This is a genomic window from Paraburkholderia metrosideri, from assembly GCF_904848625.1.
GTDB lineage: Bacteria > Pseudomonadota > Gammaproteobacteria > Burkholderiales > Burkholderiaceae > Paraburkholderia > Paraburkholderia metrosideri.
This window is the reverse complement of the sequence record NZ_CAJHCP010000010.1, coordinates 260,505-277,048: the sequence shown is the minus strand read 5'-3', so window position 1 is coordinate 277,048 and position 16,544 is coordinate 260,505. Positions and strand designations below refer to the sequence as shown.

At 59.3% G+C, this 16,544-nt stretch carries 17 protein-coding genes; 9 read left to right on the top strand and 8 right to left on the bottom strand.

The window, feature by feature from the left end:
• Window positions 1-34: 34 nt before the first annotated feature.
• Window positions 35-241, bottom strand: coding sequence for a hypothetical protein (locus LMG28727_RS23580; protein ID WP_201644725.1), 207 nt, complete (start codon window positions 239-241; stop codon window positions 35-37).
• Window positions 242-548: 307 nt separating this feature from the next.
• Here LMG28727_RS23580 and LMG28727_RS23575 point away from each other — a divergent pair, with 307 nt between their 5' ends.
• Complete coding sequence (locus LMG28727_RS23575) at window positions 549-872, top strand: hypothetical protein (protein WP_201644724.1); 324 nt, start codon at window positions 549-551, stop codon at window positions 870-872.
• Here LMG28727_RS23575 and LMG28727_RS23570 read toward each other — a convergent pair.
• A complete protein-coding gene (locus LMG28727_RS23570; RefSeq protein WP_201644723.1) occupies window positions 854-1,876 on the bottom strand; it encodes a LysR family transcriptional regulator in 1,023 nt (340 codons plus the stop codon). The genes LMG28727_RS23575 and LMG28727_RS23570 overlap by 19 nt on opposite strands.
• Window positions 1,877-1,964: 88 nt before the next feature.
• Between LMG28727_RS23570 and LMG28727_RS23565 the strand changes: the two genes are divergently transcribed.
• The 3 genes from LMG28727_RS23565 (at window position 1,965) to LMG28727_RS23555 (ending at window position 5,834) form a co-directional block, all read left to right on the top strand.
• Window positions 1,965-3,053 carry a M14 family metallopeptidase gene (locus LMG28727_RS23565; RefSeq protein ID WP_201644722.1) on the top strand — a complete coding sequence of 363 codons (1,089 nt, stop codon included), beginning with the start codon at window positions 1,965-1,967 and terminating at the stop codon, window positions 3,051-3,053.
• 110 nt (window positions 3,054-3,163) lie between these two features.
• On the top strand, window positions 3,164-4,354 hold the full coding sequence (locus tag LMG28727_RS23560) for a porin (RefSeq protein ID WP_201644721.1): 1,191 nt from the start codon (window positions 3,164-3,166) through the stop codon (window positions 4,352-4,354).
• 274 nt (window positions 4,355-4,628) lie between these two features.
• Window positions 4,629-5,834 (top strand): succinylglutamate desuccinylase/aspartoacylase family protein, encoded by a 1,206-nt coding sequence (locus LMG28727_RS23555; RefSeq protein WP_201644753.1) that lies wholly within the window; start codon window positions 4,629-4,631, stop codon window positions 5,832-5,834.
• A gap of 73 nt (window positions 5,835-5,907) precedes the next feature.
• On the opposite strand, the gene LMG28727_RS23550 is transcribed toward LMG28727_RS23555, so the two are convergent.
• Window positions 5,908-6,450: a hypothetical protein gene (locus LMG28727_RS23550; RefSeq protein WP_201644720.1), complete on the bottom strand. Its 543-nt coding sequence runs from the start codon at window positions 6,448-6,450 to the stop codon at window positions 5,908-5,910.
• A 540-nt stretch (window positions 6,451-6,990) separates the two neighbouring features.
• Here LMG28727_RS23550 and LMG28727_RS23545 point away from each other — a divergent pair.
• Window positions 6,991-8,682 (top strand): Na/Pi cotransporter family protein, encoded by a 1,692-nt coding sequence (locus tag LMG28727_RS23545; RefSeq protein WP_201644719.1) that lies wholly within the window; start codon window positions 6,991-6,993, stop codon window positions 8,680-8,682.
• 411 nt (window positions 8,683-9,093) lie between these two features.
• On the opposite strand, the gene LMG28727_RS23540 is transcribed toward LMG28727_RS23545, so the two are convergent.
• From LMG28727_RS23540 to LMG28727_RS23530, 3 genes are all read right to left on the bottom strand, one after another.
• Entirely contained in the window at window positions 9,094-9,612 is a 519-nt protein-coding gene (locus LMG28727_RS23540) for a hypothetical protein (RefSeq protein WP_201644718.1), read from the bottom strand.
• Between the two features lie 224 nt (window positions 9,613-9,836).
• Window positions 9,837-10,316 carry a nuclear transport factor 2 family protein gene (locus LMG28727_RS23535; RefSeq protein ID WP_201644717.1) on the bottom strand — a complete coding sequence of 160 codons (480 nt, stop codon included), beginning with the start codon at window positions 10,314-10,316 and terminating at the stop codon, window positions 9,837-9,839.
• Between the two features lie 13 nt (window positions 10,317-10,329).
• Complete coding sequence (locus LMG28727_RS23530) at window positions 10,330-10,998, bottom strand: TetR/AcrR family transcriptional regulator (RefSeq protein ID WP_201644716.1); 669 nt, start codon at window positions 10,996-10,998, stop codon at window positions 10,330-10,332.
• Window positions 10,999-11,118: 120 nt separating this feature from the next.
• On the opposite strand from LMG28727_RS23530, the gene LMG28727_RS23525 reads away from it, so the two are divergent.
• Window positions 11,119-11,769: a YceI family protein gene (locus tag LMG28727_RS23525; RefSeq protein ID WP_201644715.1), complete on the top strand. Its 651-nt coding sequence runs from the start codon at window positions 11,119-11,121 to the stop codon at window positions 11,767-11,769.
• A gap of 45 nt (window positions 11,770-11,814) precedes the next feature.
• On the opposite strand, the gene tdh is transcribed toward LMG28727_RS23525, so the two are convergent.
• Both tdh and LMG28727_RS23515 read right to left on the bottom strand, forming a co-directional pair.
• Complete coding sequence (tdh, locus tag LMG28727_RS23520; RefSeq protein ID WP_201644714.1) at window positions 11,815-12,846, bottom strand: L-threonine 3-dehydrogenase; 1,032 nt, start codon at window positions 12,844-12,846, stop codon at window positions 11,815-11,817.
• Window positions 12,847-12,858: 12 nt separating this feature from the next.
• Window positions 12,859-14,058 (bottom strand): glycine C-acetyltransferase, encoded by a 1,200-nt coding sequence (locus tag LMG28727_RS23515; RefSeq protein ID WP_201644713.1) that lies wholly within the window; start codon window positions 14,056-14,058, stop codon window positions 12,859-12,861.
• Between the two features lie 165 nt (window positions 14,059-14,223).
• On the opposite strand from LMG28727_RS23515, the gene LMG28727_RS23510 reads away from it, so the two are divergent.
• The 3 genes from LMG28727_RS23510 to LMG28727_RS23500 all read left to right on the top strand — a co-directional run bounded on the left by LMG28727_RS23510 (window position 14,224) and on the right by LMG28727_RS23500 (window position 16,519).
• Window positions 14,224-14,862, top strand: a complete 639-nt coding sequence (locus LMG28727_RS23510; RefSeq protein ID WP_407945862.1) for a helix-turn-helix domain-containing protein — start codon at window positions 14,224-14,226, stop codon at window positions 14,860-14,862.
• A 105-nt stretch (window positions 14,863-14,967) separates the two neighbouring features.
• Window positions 14,968-15,366, top strand: coding sequence for a DUF2471 domain-containing protein (locus LMG28727_RS23505; protein ID WP_201644711.1), 399 nt, complete (start codon window positions 14,968-14,970; stop codon window positions 15,364-15,366).
• 70 nt (window positions 15,367-15,436) lie between these two features.
• Window positions 15,437-16,519 (top strand): tyrosine-type recombinase/integrase, encoded by a 1,083-nt coding sequence (locus LMG28727_RS23500; RefSeq protein ID WP_201644710.1) that lies wholly within the window; start codon window positions 15,437-15,439, stop codon window positions 16,517-16,519.
• The last annotated feature ends 25 nt before the right edge of the window (window positions 16,520-16,544 follow it).

Here is a 16,544-nt window from a genome sequence, read left to right as displayed (position 1 = left end):
CGGCCTTTTTATTTCAGCGCTTCGGATCTGTAGATCAGGCTTGGGCGACCTGATCCGGAACAACGATCGCGCCATGCGGGCCGTCGCCACCACCCGGACCGCCACCACCGCCAGGGCCACCACCGCCCGGCCCGCCGTGGTCATGAGCGCCGCCGCCCCAGCCTGGACCCGGTCCCCAAAAGCATCCACTCAAGGTTGCGCTCAGCGCGGCCACCACCGCGATTGCCAATAGCTTCTTCATATTTCTCCTTCGATGAGTTGATGGTTACGCAAAGTCACCGCGTTAGCCAAAACTTATCAATCGACGGACGATCATGTTTTACGAAGCCGTTACAAGCGCAGCAAAGCGTGACAGCGAAAGAGGAACAACACGACAGGTGAGGGCCACCGTGCAGCCTGTTCACGCTGGTTCGGTGGCGTGATGCAAAGCAGGTTCGTGCGCTCACGCTTTGTTTGCATATGGAAGAGGATGTAAGGGGTTGAGCGGTAGGGATCTCCGGTCATAGATAGATGGCTGTTTTGCGCACTCGCACTTCACGTCGGCGGCTATGCAAAGCATCCCCTGGAAATCCTCACCTTTGAAACAGGTGAAAAGCCAGCGTGATAATCGCTCACCTGATTCATCTCCTGGAATCGCTCACCTTTGCCGACACCCCCTGGAAATCCTCACCATTCAGCGTGACGACGCTCTCCTGGAATTCCTCACCATCCTGGAACGTCTCACCTTTGGGTATCCGGGAGATGGCTTGCCGGAAAAAAAAGCGCTGAGTTCATCGGGATCAAGCCGGAGGGCGATCGTCGGTACCCTTAGCGCGGCGACCGTCTCGCCTCAATCCATACGCGCGCATCTGCGTCACCGTTTCGACTTCTGAGAACCGAACGGTTCGCTCCCACGCGCCAGAGCAAACCGTTTCGCTACCTCTTCGAAGCAGGACAGGAAGCACTGCGCCGCAGCAGTCAATGGACGATCCCGGCGGACCACCGTCGATACGGTCGTTTCAGGAAACGCCTCGCCCACCCGCAATACCGAAATTTTGTGCTGCGCCACTTCGAGTCGGAAAGTGGGTTCGGTGACGATCCCAATCACATCGGTCGTTTTCAGCAACATGATGGTTGGGAAAAGCGACTGACAGCGCAAGATTCGCTGAGGTGCAGTGAGCCCTAATTGCTCAAAAAACTGGACGAATGCTTTGTCGACGTTGTCGCCCGGTTCGCACGGCAGAAGCCACTCCTGGTCTAGCAGACGCTTCAGCGTGCGCACACGCCCGAGCGGATGCCCGTGTCGCGCGACGGCGAAGAGGGGGATCGACAGAATGTCTTTCTGCTCCACGAAATCCGGCCACGGCGTGCCAGGCGCGCCGTTGACGACCGCAAAATCCGTCTCGCCGTTGTGGAGCGCACTCAAGGCGGCAGGCAGCGGCGACTCCCGGAAAACCACCGACGTGTTCGGCATGCTTTTGCGGAACTCGACAAACGCCTGCGGTGCCAGCGCGCCCGCCACCACCGACGACACCGTCATCGAAACCCGCCCGCCGCGACTCTCGCGCATGGCGAGCAATTCGTCCTGGGTGCGTCGCATATCGCTGACCAGCAGCGTGGCGCGACGCTGAAAGAGTGTGCCGTACTCGGTGAGTTTCACGCCGTTGACCGAACGCGTGAGCAACGGAACGCCGAGCAGTTTCTCGAGTTCGCGGATCGTCACGGTAATGGCCGGCGGCGAGAGCTTGAGCGCGCGTGCTGCGCCGTGCAGGCTGCCCTGTTCCACGACGCTTAAAAACACCTGCAACTGGTGAAGTTTCATGAGCCCACCGGGTATTAAATTAATTTTAACGAGTTTTATTTTTCCTGGCTTGCGGGTGCCGGTGGCTGCCGCCATTATCCGCCGAAGTGACGTTCAACGAGAGGCCGGATTCCCCGTCACGTCGCCCACATTCGATTGATTAAATTATTTCAGAGACCTCGACATGCCAGTAGAAAAATTTTTTTCGCAGACCTACGCCGAGGCTAGAGAAAAGTTCATTCAGGCAGCGGAATTCCGTGCGATGAAGTTGCACAGCGCAATCCATCCTGACAGGACAGGACCCGACGGCGAAGCACTTTCAATCGACTTCGCGCTGCATTCCCCGGAAAACGCCAGGGCGGTGCTCGTGCTGACATCCGGCACGCACGGCGTTGAAGGTTTCTGCGGCTCTGGCTGCCAGACAGGTCTGCTGAACGACAGCGCGTTACTCGACGAACTATCTGCAAGGAACATTGCGCTGCTGCTCGTGCACGCAGTCAATCCCTATGGATTTGCGCACTTGCGGCGAGTCAACGAAGACAACGTGGACCTGAATCGCAATGCGACAGATTTCAGCCAGGTTGCCGATGCCAATCCCCTGTACAAAGATCTGGACCCCCTGTTGCTGCCCGCCACCTGGCCGCCGGCCGATCTCGACAATGCAGCGCTCGGCGCGTACATCCAACAGCACGGCGAACGTACCTTGCGCGACGTCACGTCCAAAGGGCAATACGACGTCGCGGACGGCATGTTCTACGGCGGCAACGCTCCCTGCTGGAGCACGCGAGAACTGCGCGCGATCCTTTCGACCTATGTGTCGCGCTTCGACCGCCTGGCCTGGATCGACATTCATACCGGGCTCGGCCAGTATGGTCACGGCGAAAAGATTTTCATGAGTAAAGACACCGCCGAGTTGCAACGCGCACGTGACTGGTGGGGCTGCGACGTGAAGCCGATTTTCGAACCGGGCTCCGTCTCGGCCGACGCACAAGGCCCGCTGCTGAACCTCGTGTACGACGCATGTCCGGCCGTCGAGAAGACCACGCTCGCGCTTGAGTTCGGCACGCTGGAGCCGCTTCGCGTACTGCATGCGCTACGCGCTGAGCATTGGCTTTACCGGCACCCTGATGTATCCACCGATCAGGCGGCGCAGATCAGACAGGAGTTGAAGAACGCCTTTTACTGCGACGCCGCCGAATGGAAAGGCATGGTGTACGCACAGACCCGCGTGGTTGCGCTGCAGGCCATGAACGGGCTTGCGCGTCACGACTAACACTATCGCCATCCGCCGCAATTACCGATCTCGCGGATTCCTGCCAGATGCGATGGCACCGCAGGCGGAGATGTCAGCCGTTTTTTTCCACCAATAAAAGGATGTAGAAAATGAGGGGACGTTCGGTCTTGGGGGCCTCGGTTGTCGCGTTCGCCACGCTGGCGAGCAACGAGGCGCACGCCATCAGCTACCTGCAGTCGAAGCTCGTATCACTGCCTGAGTTCAATCCCGGCTTCACCGATGGCGTCTCGCTATATGGCTCCGTCGATATGGGCATCAACTATCAGACTGTCGGCGGGAAGTCATTAGTCCAGACGCAAAGCGGCGGGGAATGGACCTCGAAGCTGGGTTTCTTCGGTCGCGAAGACCTTGGCGGCGGATGGCGCGCGGAATTCAATCTGGAAAACGGCTTCACCGCGAACAACGGCGCTGTGCAGGACCCCACGTCGCTCTTCAATCGCGAATCGTGGGTTGGCATTGCATCGAATACGTATGGGCAGTTGCGCTTCGGCAAACAGATTGGCACCGGCTTGCCGCTGTTCACCGACGTGTTCGGCACGCTCTCCACCAATTCCGTTTTCACGTGGCTCGGCATGGGCGTGGTGCAAACCCCGAGAGGCTATGGCTTTAACGCGGACCTCGGGCCTGGCGCGTCGCAAATGCCGGCCCGCGTCGACAACGCGATCACCTACCTGTCCCCGACCTTCGCTGGCTTCAGCACCCAAATCATGTATGCGCCGAGCGGCGTAGCGGGCCAATCGCCTGTCGCAGCAGCGCAGGGCGCGTTGTTGCAGTGGTTCAACGGCACCGTCTATATCGCTGGCAGCTACAACCAGGTCTGGGCTCCCGGCGGCACCGCCACTGTCACTCAGAACGTGCGCACCGATCTGTACGGCGTCGGCGTGGTGTACGACAGCGGCAGCCTGGTGCTGTCCGCGTCGTTCAATCAGAATGCGCCAAATCTCGCGGGCGATGGCATTGCCCGCATCTATTCGCTTGGCGCCATCCTGCCGTTTGGACGCAATGCGGTGCTGGCGTCCGTGGTGTATCGCGATACATCCGGCGTGCGTGACTCGAACCAGAACCCGGCGAAAGATTCCGCGCTCGGTGTCATGCTCGGCTACGACTACACGCTGTCGAAGCGCACCGGGCTATATGCCCGCGCGGGGTTTATCCGCAACTACGGCATCTCCACGATTCTGCTCAATAACAACTTCCTGCCGACCCAACCCGGCACGACCATTCCCGAGACAGGCAAGACGCCAATCACGGCGTCACTCGGCATGTATCACAACTTCTGAACATGAGGCGACCGCGCAGCGCGCGCCCGCAGTTCGCGCAGCGCCTCGTGATCTGGCTATAGCATGGATCCGCCAACTTTTGCCCGCCCGCGTGGTACGTTACGGGTTGCAGCGCGATCAGTGTTCAGCGTGTTGCTCTGTTGAAAGAAGGCAGTGGCGAGACCGGCCACCGCCAGTAAGGTTGGGCTCAATGCGGTTGGGAAAGCGAGGTGTCCGCTGCTACGTCAGCAGCGGCACCGGCAGGTTTCCGTTCACAACATGAGGATCCTTTACCATGCAGAGCGAACCGAAAGACGGCGTCGATCGTCGCGACTTCATGAAGGCAGCCATTGCGCTAGTCGGCGCGTCATCCGCTCTTGCCGCGCAAAGCGGAACGGCGAACGCGCAGACAGCCAATGCGCCGCCCTCGGGCGCGACCACCAACGCCCATTCAGGCACGGTTTATACCGGCGACGTCATCCAGGGAAAGAAGGTTATCAGCAGGCTCGATGTCGACGATCTGGAGCGCGGCAAGAAGCACATGCTCTTCTTCCAGGGCGTGCAGATGCCGACCGGACAACACTGGTATGTGTCGGTCATCGTCGTGCGGGGCATGAAGCCGGGCAAACGCGTCGCCCTGATCGGCGGTGTGCATGGCGATGAAATCAGTCCGGTGCATACCATACAGACCGTCGTCAGCCAGCTCGACCCCGTGCAGATGTCGGGCACGGTGCTGGCGGTCCTCGACGTATCCCGTCCCGCACTGGAAGCCATGGAACGAAGATGGCCGAATTCCGGAAGAGGCATGGACCTGATCGACATCAACCGCGAATGGCCGGGGAACGAGAACGGCGCGAGCGCGCCTAGCCGCCATGCGGGGCTGGTGTTCAACCGGCTCCTGAGACCGAACGCCGACTACGCACTCGATTTTCATACTGGCACAACGGGTATGGACCTGACATCGTTCAATCTCGCCCGGATGGAACTACCGGAAGCGCGTGTGATGGCGGAGTTGTTCCCCATTCGCCAGATCTTCGACAACCCCGCCTATCCCACGCTACTCGCCAACGCGCTCATCAACGTGGGAATTCCCGCCATCACACCGGAGATCGGCCCGGCCCGCATCCTGGATCTCGAGATGATTCCGTTGTTTGTGGAAGGCACGATGAACGTGCTCAAGCACTACGGCGTCGTGCCCGGATCGATCGGGCGCACCGGGTCGAGCGTCGGCATCTTTATCGGCAACAGCGCACACACGGTGCTTTCGACACAGGGCGGATTCGTCGAGCTTCTGGTCAAAGTCAACGACAAGGTCGAGGCCGGCCAGAAACTCGCGATCCAGCGCAACACGTTCGGCGAAATCGTCGCGGAATATACCAGCGGCGTAGCGGGCCAAGTCACGGGTCTGCGCACAGACGCCACCGCCGAGCCAGGCATTCCTCTCGTGATGATTCTCTATCAGAGCCCCGCACGAGAGAACCCCGTGGATTACTCAGAGTGACTTCGAAGGTGCGCTCACAGCGGTGGATCGGGCCAAGGTGAGATTTTCCAGGAGAGGGCGCTGAAAGACTGAATCACTCGACGGCCCTCACTGACACCTTGGCCTTGGCCAGGCGGCGATAGACATTTCGTTGCCGCGCGATCGGCCACCAGTCGTAGAGGAAGATTTCCATCGGCCGCCAGTTGGCGACCCAGCCAAAAATCGTGAGCCCTTCAGCAAACAGCTTCGGAAAACGCGCGCCGGGGAGATTGTCTGCGAACTTGACCGCAATGAGACTTGCCGCCAGCACGGCCAGACCGATCAACAGCGAACGACGGCCAATGCGGAACAACGCGCTTAGCGATCGCTGCGCGGCGTCCGCGCGTGCATTGAAATAGCGGCCGATAGCCGTTTCGAGTTGGGCAGCCTCCTGCGAAGCGGCCTCTTGCTGCGGCAGATGCACGACAAGATGAATCGGCCGTCGGCGCGACAGGTTCTCCGTATGACTGAGGATATAAGCGTCTGCAGCGGGATCGAGGCTACGCTCGATGAAAGGAAAAGGATCGTGATTGTCGAAGAGTTGCGTAGCGCGCTCGACGCGTATCGCCACGATTTCGGCATCGGGAATAGCAGACATGGTAGGCAGCCCTCTCGTTGAGGTATCTGATTTGACCGGAGTGAAGAAGCAAATAGATCGTGGATAACTTCGTCGCAATATTTTTCTTAATAGAACCACGGGCCAGTGCCCAGCCATCACGCGGAGAAGTGGACTTGCGATTGACGCGCGTAGGGTGAGCCGCGTTGCGTTTTCGAATATAGACCGCCTATCATAGAAATAACAGCCAATAGGTAGCGATGCGGCGGCTCGACGAATAGTAATTCGAATGACCGGAGTAGCCTGAACAATAGCAATGGAACAACGTAATGACGACGCATAGACGCTGCATAGACGCTGCTGAACGAACTCCATGCCCGCAACTCATCTGTAAGCATATCTTGAGTGTTTAATTTGCGAACCTGAAAGTTGGCAGCCTTAACAGGATGATGATGTTGTACTAAGTTCGTTGATTCTGCACCCGGTCTATTGAGTCGGAAGCAGTGCGTACGGAGATCATTGGCAAATCGTTCGCAATACTTCCGTTGAGGAATGCGCATCATGACAAAAAGGTAAATCAACATGACTCCTGCTCTTCCTGGCATCGAACCGGCGGGTCTGAATCTGGTCGAGATAGCAGGACTGTTGCTCGGTGGTCTCGCGCTGTTCCTCCTCGGGCTCGAGTTCATGACGGCGGGTCTGAAATCCATTGCCGGTCCCAAGCTGGAGTCGCTGCTGGGCACGCTGACCGCGAACCGCTTTCGCGGCGTAATGGCTGGCGCGCTCGTCACCGCGCTGCTGAATTCGTCGACGATTACCACGGTGCTGATGGTCGGCTTCGTGTCAGCGGGGCTGATGACGCTCAGCCAGTCCGTGCCGATGATCATGGGCGCAAATATCGGCTCGACGATCACCGCCCAACTTGTCGCCTTCGATGTCTCCAGACTCACGCCGTTCATGCTCGCAGGTGGCTTTGTGCTGCATGCGTTCGGCAAGCGCGATCTGCTTCAGCAGATCGGCGGAGTGGTGCTGGGGCTTGGACTACTGTTTCTCGGCATCCAGTTGATGGGCGACGCCACGCGTCCGTTACGCACGTTCCAGCCGTTCATCGACGCCATGCAGAATATGGAGAACCCGCTGCTGGGCATCATAGTGGGAGCCGTGTTTACCGCCATCGTTCAAAGCTCCGCCGCGACCCTGGCCATTGTGATTGCACTCGGTGCACAGGGGCTGATGCCACTTGAAGCGGGCATTGCGTTGATTCTGGGCGCCAACGTCGGCACCTGTGGAACCGCGCTTCTCGCGTCTATCGGTAAGCCGGCCGAGGCGCGCCAGGTTGGCGTCGTGCATCTGATCTTCAATATTGTCGGTGTGCTGTTCTGGGTCTTCTTCATTCCGCAGATGGCGAATCTGGTGCGGTACATCTCGCCGTCGTATCCGGAATTACATGGCCTCGCGCGACTCGCGGCAGAAACGCCGCGCCAGGTTGCGAATACTCACACCATATTCAGCGTGGTCAGCACATTGATCCTGATCTGGTTCACGGGGCCGATCGCGAAACTGGCGCAGTTGATCGCACCCAGCCGGACCAAGAAGGAAAAACCATTGGGGGAGCCGGTCTATCTGGACACTTCGTCGCTGACGGTGCCATCCCTCGGACTGCAGCGAGTCCGTCTGGAACTGACGCGTTTTGGTGAACTGGTACTAGACATTGTCCGCAGCGGCACGACCATGGTCGGGACCGGCACCATCGAAGACATTCGACGGCTCCTGGAACAGGACAAGGAAGTTGAACGACTAGCCCCGCAGATTCTTCAATACATAGGCGTGTTGTCGCAGGTCGAGCACTCTGAGGTGGAGGGTCAGCAGCTTGTCGGACTCGCGCAGGTGACAACGAGTCTGGAAAGCATCAGCAGTATCGTCGCGACCAATCTGGTTTCTGTTAGTCAGCAGAGGCTGACGCACCAGGTCGATCTCACACGCTTGCGGGATGACGCGACGTTCCAGTTTGCGGATACCGTGATACGCAACCTCGAACGCGCGATTGCGACGATAGACGACGCGAATGAAAGCGAAGCGTCGGCCGTCGTCGACGCGAAAACGGAGATCGAGGCGATGGCGATGGCGGCTCGCCAGGCCGTACTGGCCAGACTTCAACTGGCCGACAAGCTGGATGTGCTGAGTTTCCGCCTGGTGATCGATCTGATCGAGCAGGGCAGACAGATAGCGCACTATTCGCGGGCAATTGCCAGAACCGCGAACGAACATCGCTGAGCAGTGGCAGTTGTACCGCTCTGCTGATAGCGCTGGGAGATGCTTCTTTTGTGCCCGAGATTAGGCGGCAACCTGAGCTTGAGCACGTCTGCGATACCGGTTTTTTCAGGTGCGGCTTGGAACCCTGGATATCCTCACCATCCCGCAATCGCTCACCGTAGACGCTTTGTCCACCACCGCGGCGCCTGGAATTCCTCACCTTTTCGGCGTTGAGAAGTGCGTTCAGTTTATGTTCCTGGATATCCTTAGCATTCAGAATAGGCCCACTGTAGCGCCTATTCTGAATTTCCCGCCCTTTATCACAAGGAAAACGCCGCCTGCCGACTGCACCTCGCGCGAGCGTCCGAACCGGACATCGGACTCGATTCGACGGCTATAAAGCCAGCCCCCGAAAACACTCACCTATCACGATCAGAACTTCACCTTGACCTGAAACCCAATCGTAAACGGCAGATTATCTGAAGGAATAGGCGGGATCACGATAAAGTTCGCGCCGACGCGTTTGTAGTCGAGCATCACGATCGGCGCGACCACCGGTCCCACCGAATGGTTATGGCCGAGCCCCCAGTTGCCGTAGTTATAGCCCGAGATAATCCCGCCCATCGCCGCAATCCGCACAATGCCCCAGTGCGCAAATTCAGGCGCCCAAACGCCGCCGCCGTAATACGAGGGCCGGCGCAGTGAATTGCGGAAGCCGCCCACCGTCACTGCCCATTGATTATTGAACCAGCATTCGACGCCGAGGCCCGGGTTGAACTCGTTGAAGTTGGTATTCGGATCGGGGTCGATGTGATACGAGCCGAGCATCGCGTCGACCCATATGCCGCCCCCGCACCAGTTGTCCGCATGGGCTGCCGATGCGCCTGCGAGGCTCACCACGAAAGCCACTGCTGTACGTCGGATATTCTTTTTGATCTGCCGAAAGTGCATGTCTTCTCCGCCACCAGTCGAGCGCTGATGTCATCTATGTTCTGGCCATGTGCGTGCCGTCCGTCGCGCACTGTACCTCAACCCGCGCCGACGATGTTGAGGTTGCACTCGGACGCGCGGGCACACGACGTGCGCCCGCAGCCTCGAACCATAACGATAACGGAGAACCGATGGCAAAGCGGTGAATACGCGGCACGCATTCACTTTGACAGCGGGAAAGAAGACTACAGGCCGAGATCCGACAAGCCTGGATGATCGTCGGGGCGGCGGCCGAGCGGCCAGTGATACAGGCGGTCGGCTTCGCGGATCGGCAGATCGTTGATGCTTGCATGACGGCGCGCCATCAACCCATGCTCGTCGAACTCCCAATTCTCGTTGCCATACGAGCGGAACCAGTTGTTCGAATCGTCGTGCCACTCGTACGCGAAGCGCACTGCGATGCGGTTATCGGTGAACGCCCACAGATCCTTGATCAGCCGATAGTCGAGCTCCTTCGCCCACTTGCGACGCAGCAAGCCGACAATCTCCGCGCGTCCATTCGTGAACTCCGCGCGGTTGCGCCACACGCTGTCTACCGTGTACGCAAGCGACACGCGTTCGGGGTCGCGGGTGTTCCAGCCGTCTTCCGCGGCGCGTACTTTCTGGATCGCGGTGTCGCGCGTGAAGGGTGGCAGCGGCGGGCGGGTTTCGATCGAATCGGCCATGATGGTTCCTTGGTCAGGTTGCGGTGCGTTTGGTAGTGAGAGGGGTGTTGGGTTTGTTTCGGGGGCGACCCTTGGCGGCTGGCGCTTCGAGCAGCATGTCGGCGGCAGCCCGCGCGTCGAGCGCGGCATCGGCATCGCCACTCACCAGCGCTACCGCAATCGCGCCGTCGAGCAGAATCAACCACTGGCGCGACAACTGCGCAGCGTGACGCGCATCCATGCCGGACTCAATGGCAAACGCATCGCACTCGGCTCGCACGAATTCGAGCAGACGCTCCTTGTGTTTGCGTGCGACGATCCGGATCGGATCTTCTGCCGATGCGATTTCACCGGCCGCATTCAGAAACGCACAGCCGTGAAAATCTTCCGATGCGAACCAGTCGCGCAGTACCTCAAACATGCCGAGCAGGCGCTTGCGTGCCGTGTTGCCGTGGCGCTGCGTGCCCGCGATGAACCAGTTCATCCAGCGTTCGTCGCGCCGGTCGAGTGCGGCCGCGACAAGTGCATCTTTCGATTCGAAATGGGTATAGAAGCTTTTGCGCGCGGTGCCGGATTGCCTGACAATCGCATCTACGCCGGTCGCGTGGATGCCGCCCGCGTAGATCAATGCTTCGGCGGCGGCCAGCAAACGGTCGCGGGCGCTGTCTCGCGTAGTCGATTCACTATCAGTTTCAGTAGCCATGAACGAAGGGTAGAATGATCGTTCTCCCTCGTCAAGTTCTTTGTATTCCGGCGAAGCGGGTACGTTAGCTGTTATCGTGATTGCGATAGGGTGGTCAAATCGGTCAACCGGAACAACTTCATGAGCTCATCTTTTGTCCGCACCATGCTGGCGCGCGCGCTGCCAGGCGCGCTGCTGCTAACGGCCATCGCCTGCACGCCCGTCCAGGTGCTCACGCATTCGGTCAGTCAGAACGAGGCGCGCGTGCCCGTTGGGCGCTATGAAGTCGATCCCGATCACACCAGCATTACCTTCGACATCGACCACTTTAAATACTCGCGCTTTACGATCCGTTTCGACCGCAAGCAGGGGCAGTTGGACTGGAGTCAAGGAGGTCTCGAGCGAAGCACCGCAGCGATCACGATCGACGCCGCAAGTATCGACACGAACGTGCCGTTGCTCGACAAAATGGTGAAAAGCGACAGCATGCTCGACGTGTCGCGCTATCCGGAGATCCGGTTTGCGAGCACGCATTTCGAGCGCACGGGCGAATCGCGCGGCACGTTGACCGGTGATCTGACGATTCGCGGCGTCACACAACCTGTGATGCTCGATGTCACGTTTAACGGCTTCGCGCCCGATCCGCTTACGAAGAAAGACACGCTCGGCTTTTCAGCGGACGGTCACTTCAGCCGTGCGAAATTCGGTCTGGCAACGTGGTATCCCGCCGTCGGCGACGATATTCATGTGCGCGTTCAGGCTGAGTTCGTCAAAACGCCCGCAGGCGGGTAAGCGCGATGCGGGCGTTTACGGACGGCATGATTTTCTTGCGCTAGCTCACGCGTCGGTCCAGTCGAGAATCACTTTGCCGCTCTCACCGGAGAGCATCGTGGCGAACGCCTGCTGATAGTCGTCCACCTTGAAATGATGCGTGAGGATCGGCGACAGATCCAGACCGCTTTGCAGCATTGCCACCATCTTGTACCAGGTCTCGAACATCTCGCGTCCGTAAATGCCCTTGATTTCGAGGCCTTTGAAGATCACCTGAGTCCAGTCGATCGCGGTTTGTGCAGGCGGAATGCCGAGCAATGCGATCTTGCCGCCGTGGTTCATCGCTTCGAGCATCGTGGTGAACGCGCTCGGCACGCCGGACATTTCCAGGCCCACGTCGAACCCTTCGGTCATGTGCAGATCGGCCATCACGTCGCGCAACGATTCACGCGATACATTCACCGCCCGCGTCGCACCCATTTTGCGTGCGAGTTCGAGACGGTAATCGTTGACGTCGGTAATCACGACGTTGCGTGCACCGACGTGTTTTGCGATCGCTACCGCCATGATGCCGATCGGCCCCGCGCCGGTAATCAGTACATCTTCGCCGACCAGATTGAACGACAGCGCCGTATGCGTCGCGTTGCCGAACGGATCGAAAATCGCGGCGAGATCGTCGGAAATCTCGGGCGGAATCTTGAAGGCGTTAAATGCGGGAATCACCAGATATTCGGCAAACGCACCCTCACGATTCACGCCGACGCCTACCGTATTGCGGCACAAATGCCGACGTCCCGCGCGACAGTTTCGGCAGAAGCCGCACGTGATATGACCTTCGCCCGACACGCGATCGCCGATCGCAAAGCCGCGCACTTCCTGTCCCATCTCGACAATTTCGCCGACGTATTCGTGCCCGACATGCATGGGTACGGGAATCGTTTTTTGTGCCCAGTCGTCCCACTTCCAGATATGGATATCGGTGCCGCAAATCGCGGTGCGCGTGATGCGGATCATCACATCGTTGTGCCCGACTTCCGGCTTCCTGACGTCGGTCAGCGTGAGGCCCGGTGCGCGTTCGAGTTTTGCCAATGCTTTCATCTGCGACTCCGTTCAGATCACGCCGAGTTCACGGCCGACGCGCGCGAACGCATCGACGGCCCGGTCGATCTGTTCGGCCGTGTGCGCGGCGCTCATTTGCGTGCGGATTCGCGCGCGGCCCTTCGGTACGACCGGGAACGAAAAGCCGATCACGTAGACGCCTTCCTTCAACAATGCGTCGGCCATCTTCGACGCGAGTTGCGCGTCGCCGAGCATCACCGGAATGATCGGATGTTCGCCCGGCACGAGCGTAAAGCCGAGAGCGCTCATCTTGCTGCGGAAATGCGCACCGTTTTCGCGGACGCGTGCGCGCAATTGCGCGCCTTCGTCACTGGCCAGCAGTTCGAGTACTTTCAGCGACGCGGCGGCAATGCTTGGCGTCAGCGTGTTCGAAAACAGATACGGGCGCGAGCGCTGGCGAAGCAGCTCGACGATCTCTTTGCGCGCAGCCACATAGCCGCCCGATGCACCGCCCAGCGCCTTACCCAACGTACCGGTGATGATGTCGATGCGCGACAGCACACCGCAATGTTCCGGCGTACCGCGCCCGTGGTCACCAACGAAGCCTACTGCGTGCGAGTCGTCGACCATTACGAGCGCGCCGTAACGGTCGGCGAGATCGCAAATTCCGGCGAGGTTGGCAATGATGCCGTCCATCGAAAACACGCCGTCGGTCGCAATCAGTTTGAAGCGCGCACCCGCCGCGTCGGCCTCTTTCAGTTTGGCTTCGAGATCGGCGAGATCGTTGTTCCTGTAGCGAAAACGCTTCGCCTTCGAGAGCCTCACGCCGTCGATAATGCTCGCGTGATTCAACTCGTCGCTAATGATCGCGTCATTGTCGTCGAGCAGGGTTTCGAACAGGCCGCCGTTTGCGTCGAAACAGCTTGAATAGAGGATGCAGTCGTCGGTTTGCAGGAACTGGGCGAGCGCCTGTTCAAGGTGCTTATGCACGGTTTGCGTGCCGCAAATGAAGCGCACTGACGCCATGCCGAAGCCGTCGTTGTCGAGGCCATGCTTTGCGGCTTCGATCAGGCGAGCGTCGTCGGCGAGGCCCAGATAGTTGTTCGCGCAGAAGTTCAGCACGTCCGTGCCGTTGGCGAGGCGGATGTCAGCCGACTGCGGGCTGTCGATCACGCGCTCGTTCTTGTAGAAACCGTCTGCGCGGATCTGTTCGAGAGTGCCGCGCAGGTGGGCGAGATATTGGTCACGCATGAACCAGACTCCTGATGGGTGGTGGCGCCCGCATCTGCGTCAGCTTGAGCTTCGGTGCGTCGGGCATGGGCGTCGAAGAAACGGCCTGTTATAGTCGGCTGTCAGTTTTATCGGATTTTTTCGTTTTTCCGAACTAAAATCCGGTATATCGAACAACTCTAAACGATGGGTCAGGAAATGGCAAGTTCGGGTATGCGCCGCGCCGCGGTCAATGCGGCGCTCACTTCAGGCGCCGCTTCGGTGTCGGCCACGGCAGCGCCGCCGCGCGTCGGCGAACAGATTCAGCGTTTGCGCGCCGAACGGCGGATGACGCTCGACGATCTGTCGCGCGCAGCGGGTGTGTCGAAATCGATGCTGTCGGAGATCGAACGCGACAAGGCCAATCCAACCATTGCGGTCGCCTGGCGGCTGACCAACGCGCTCGGTGTCAGCCTCGATTCGTTGTTCGCGCCGCCCAAGGCACCTGAAGCCATTGCTGTTTCTGGTCCGCATGACATTCCCACGTTGAGCGGGCACGACGCCAAATATCAGCTGCGGGTGTGGGGCCCGATTGAGTTGGCCGGCAAATTCGAGTGGTATGAATTGACACTGCAACCGGGCGGCGCACTGGTGTCGAACGCGCATGAGCCGGGTACGCGTGAACATTTAACCGTGTTGAACGGCTCGATTGAAATTGAAGCGGCCGGCACGACCAAGCGGCTGAAGGCAGCAGACACGGCACGTTATGTTGCCGATGAACCGCACGCGATCCGCAATGCAGGAAAGGGTGAGGCCAAGGCGCTGTTAGTGGTGATTCACGGCTAACTTCAGGGCTCACCGTGGCTCCGAGTTGTCGCGACTGGCCGTTTGGCCGAGGTTGCATCTAACACTGTATGTTTGTACAGTACTGGATATCGACTGGAGCCGATCATGAACAACCTGATATCCGACCCTACCGATCACGCTCTGGCCGCGCTGCGCTACCAAACCGCGGCGCGCGATCTTGAACGTATCGTGCGCAACATCGCTGCACGCTACATCGTTCAGCAGGTACCGCTCACATGGCGTTTGCTGCATGCCATCGAAGCGGAGGCCCTCGCAGACCTGGGTTTTGCCAGTCGGCACGACGCACTGATGTTGGGGCTGTTTCAGCGGCCCTCCGATCTGCCTTATCCTGAAACGGACGAAGGCGTGGATTTCGGCACGTCTACCGCGCTGCCGGCGGTGTTCGCGTTTGCTGTCAGCGCCTATGAAGAAGCCGCACGCCGTGCCGCGCAATCCACTTCAGTAGGCTCTGGTTTGAAGCGCCCACGCGCATGGGGCGGGTAAGACGACAGACGAAGGCTGTATTTTGATCGGTTGCCACATACAATAGGCGCAACTAACGGAAAGATAGATCATGTCACCTCCTCATTTGTCGGACCCCGTATCCCGGCCTGCGCCATCCACCGATCTCTTCGATCAGCAACGGGAAGACTGGCGTCGCGATCCTCAAATCGCCTTCGACGCATGGCTCGCGAAGCAGCACTTCAGGCGGTCGTCCGCGGAGGTCTATCAGGCGCAATGGGGTCTTTTCCTTGAGTGGCTGAGTGCTCGTCAGAAAAGTCTGGTTACCGTCGACACGCCAACCATTGCCGAATTCGTCGCTGGTCTGGATATACGGAAACCGCAGCGGGTCCGCTATTTACGACTAATTGAGCGGGTATTGGATCATGTTCGGGAAATCGAATCAGCTTCGACCAACCCGGCGCGTTTTATTGCTCAGGATGGCGAAGCAGCATGGCGAAACGCGCGTGACAACGATCCAACCGGCTTTCTCAGTCATACAGAGCGAACCGCATTAATCGCTCAACTGTTTGCTCCGTTGCCTGAGTTGTCCGCTGCGCAGCGCTGGAGAGAACGCCGAGATCGCGCATTGATTGCGGTCTTTCTCGGTGGCGGCCTGAAGACAGGCGAAGCAGCGTTGATTACGGTTAGTTGCGTGAATGTAGGATCGCCATGGGTGACGATTGAGGCGGCCAATCCGATGCTGACGCGCCGCACGCGGCTCGCGCCCTTCGCGACGGCCATTCTTGACGCATGGCTAACCGAGCGGCGTCTTTCGGAATTGCCAGGCAATCTGGTTTTCCCGGCGTCTCCGTCCGGGCGGCCGATGCACAAGGCCACGATGCTGCGCGCAGTCGACGCGCTGGTCGACTCGGCCGGCATCGCCGCGTCCCGACAATCGCGTGCGAGTCCACAAACGTTGCGGAACACCTTTGCGGCAGATCTTTTTGAGAGCGGGGTCGAGGCGGAACTGGTCGGGCAGTGGCTGGGATTCGTGCAGGCGGTGTCGGCGAATCGCCTGTACCGCGCGTGGCAAACATGGATGGATCAACAGGAATCTCCCGCAGATGACACACCCGACCCAGCGGCCCCTTCTTTGTCCGCACCCAGGCGTGACGGGCGTTTGACGAGGAAAACGGGAGCCGTCGAACCCTGAAAGTCCTCACCTTTCGGGTCCCGAA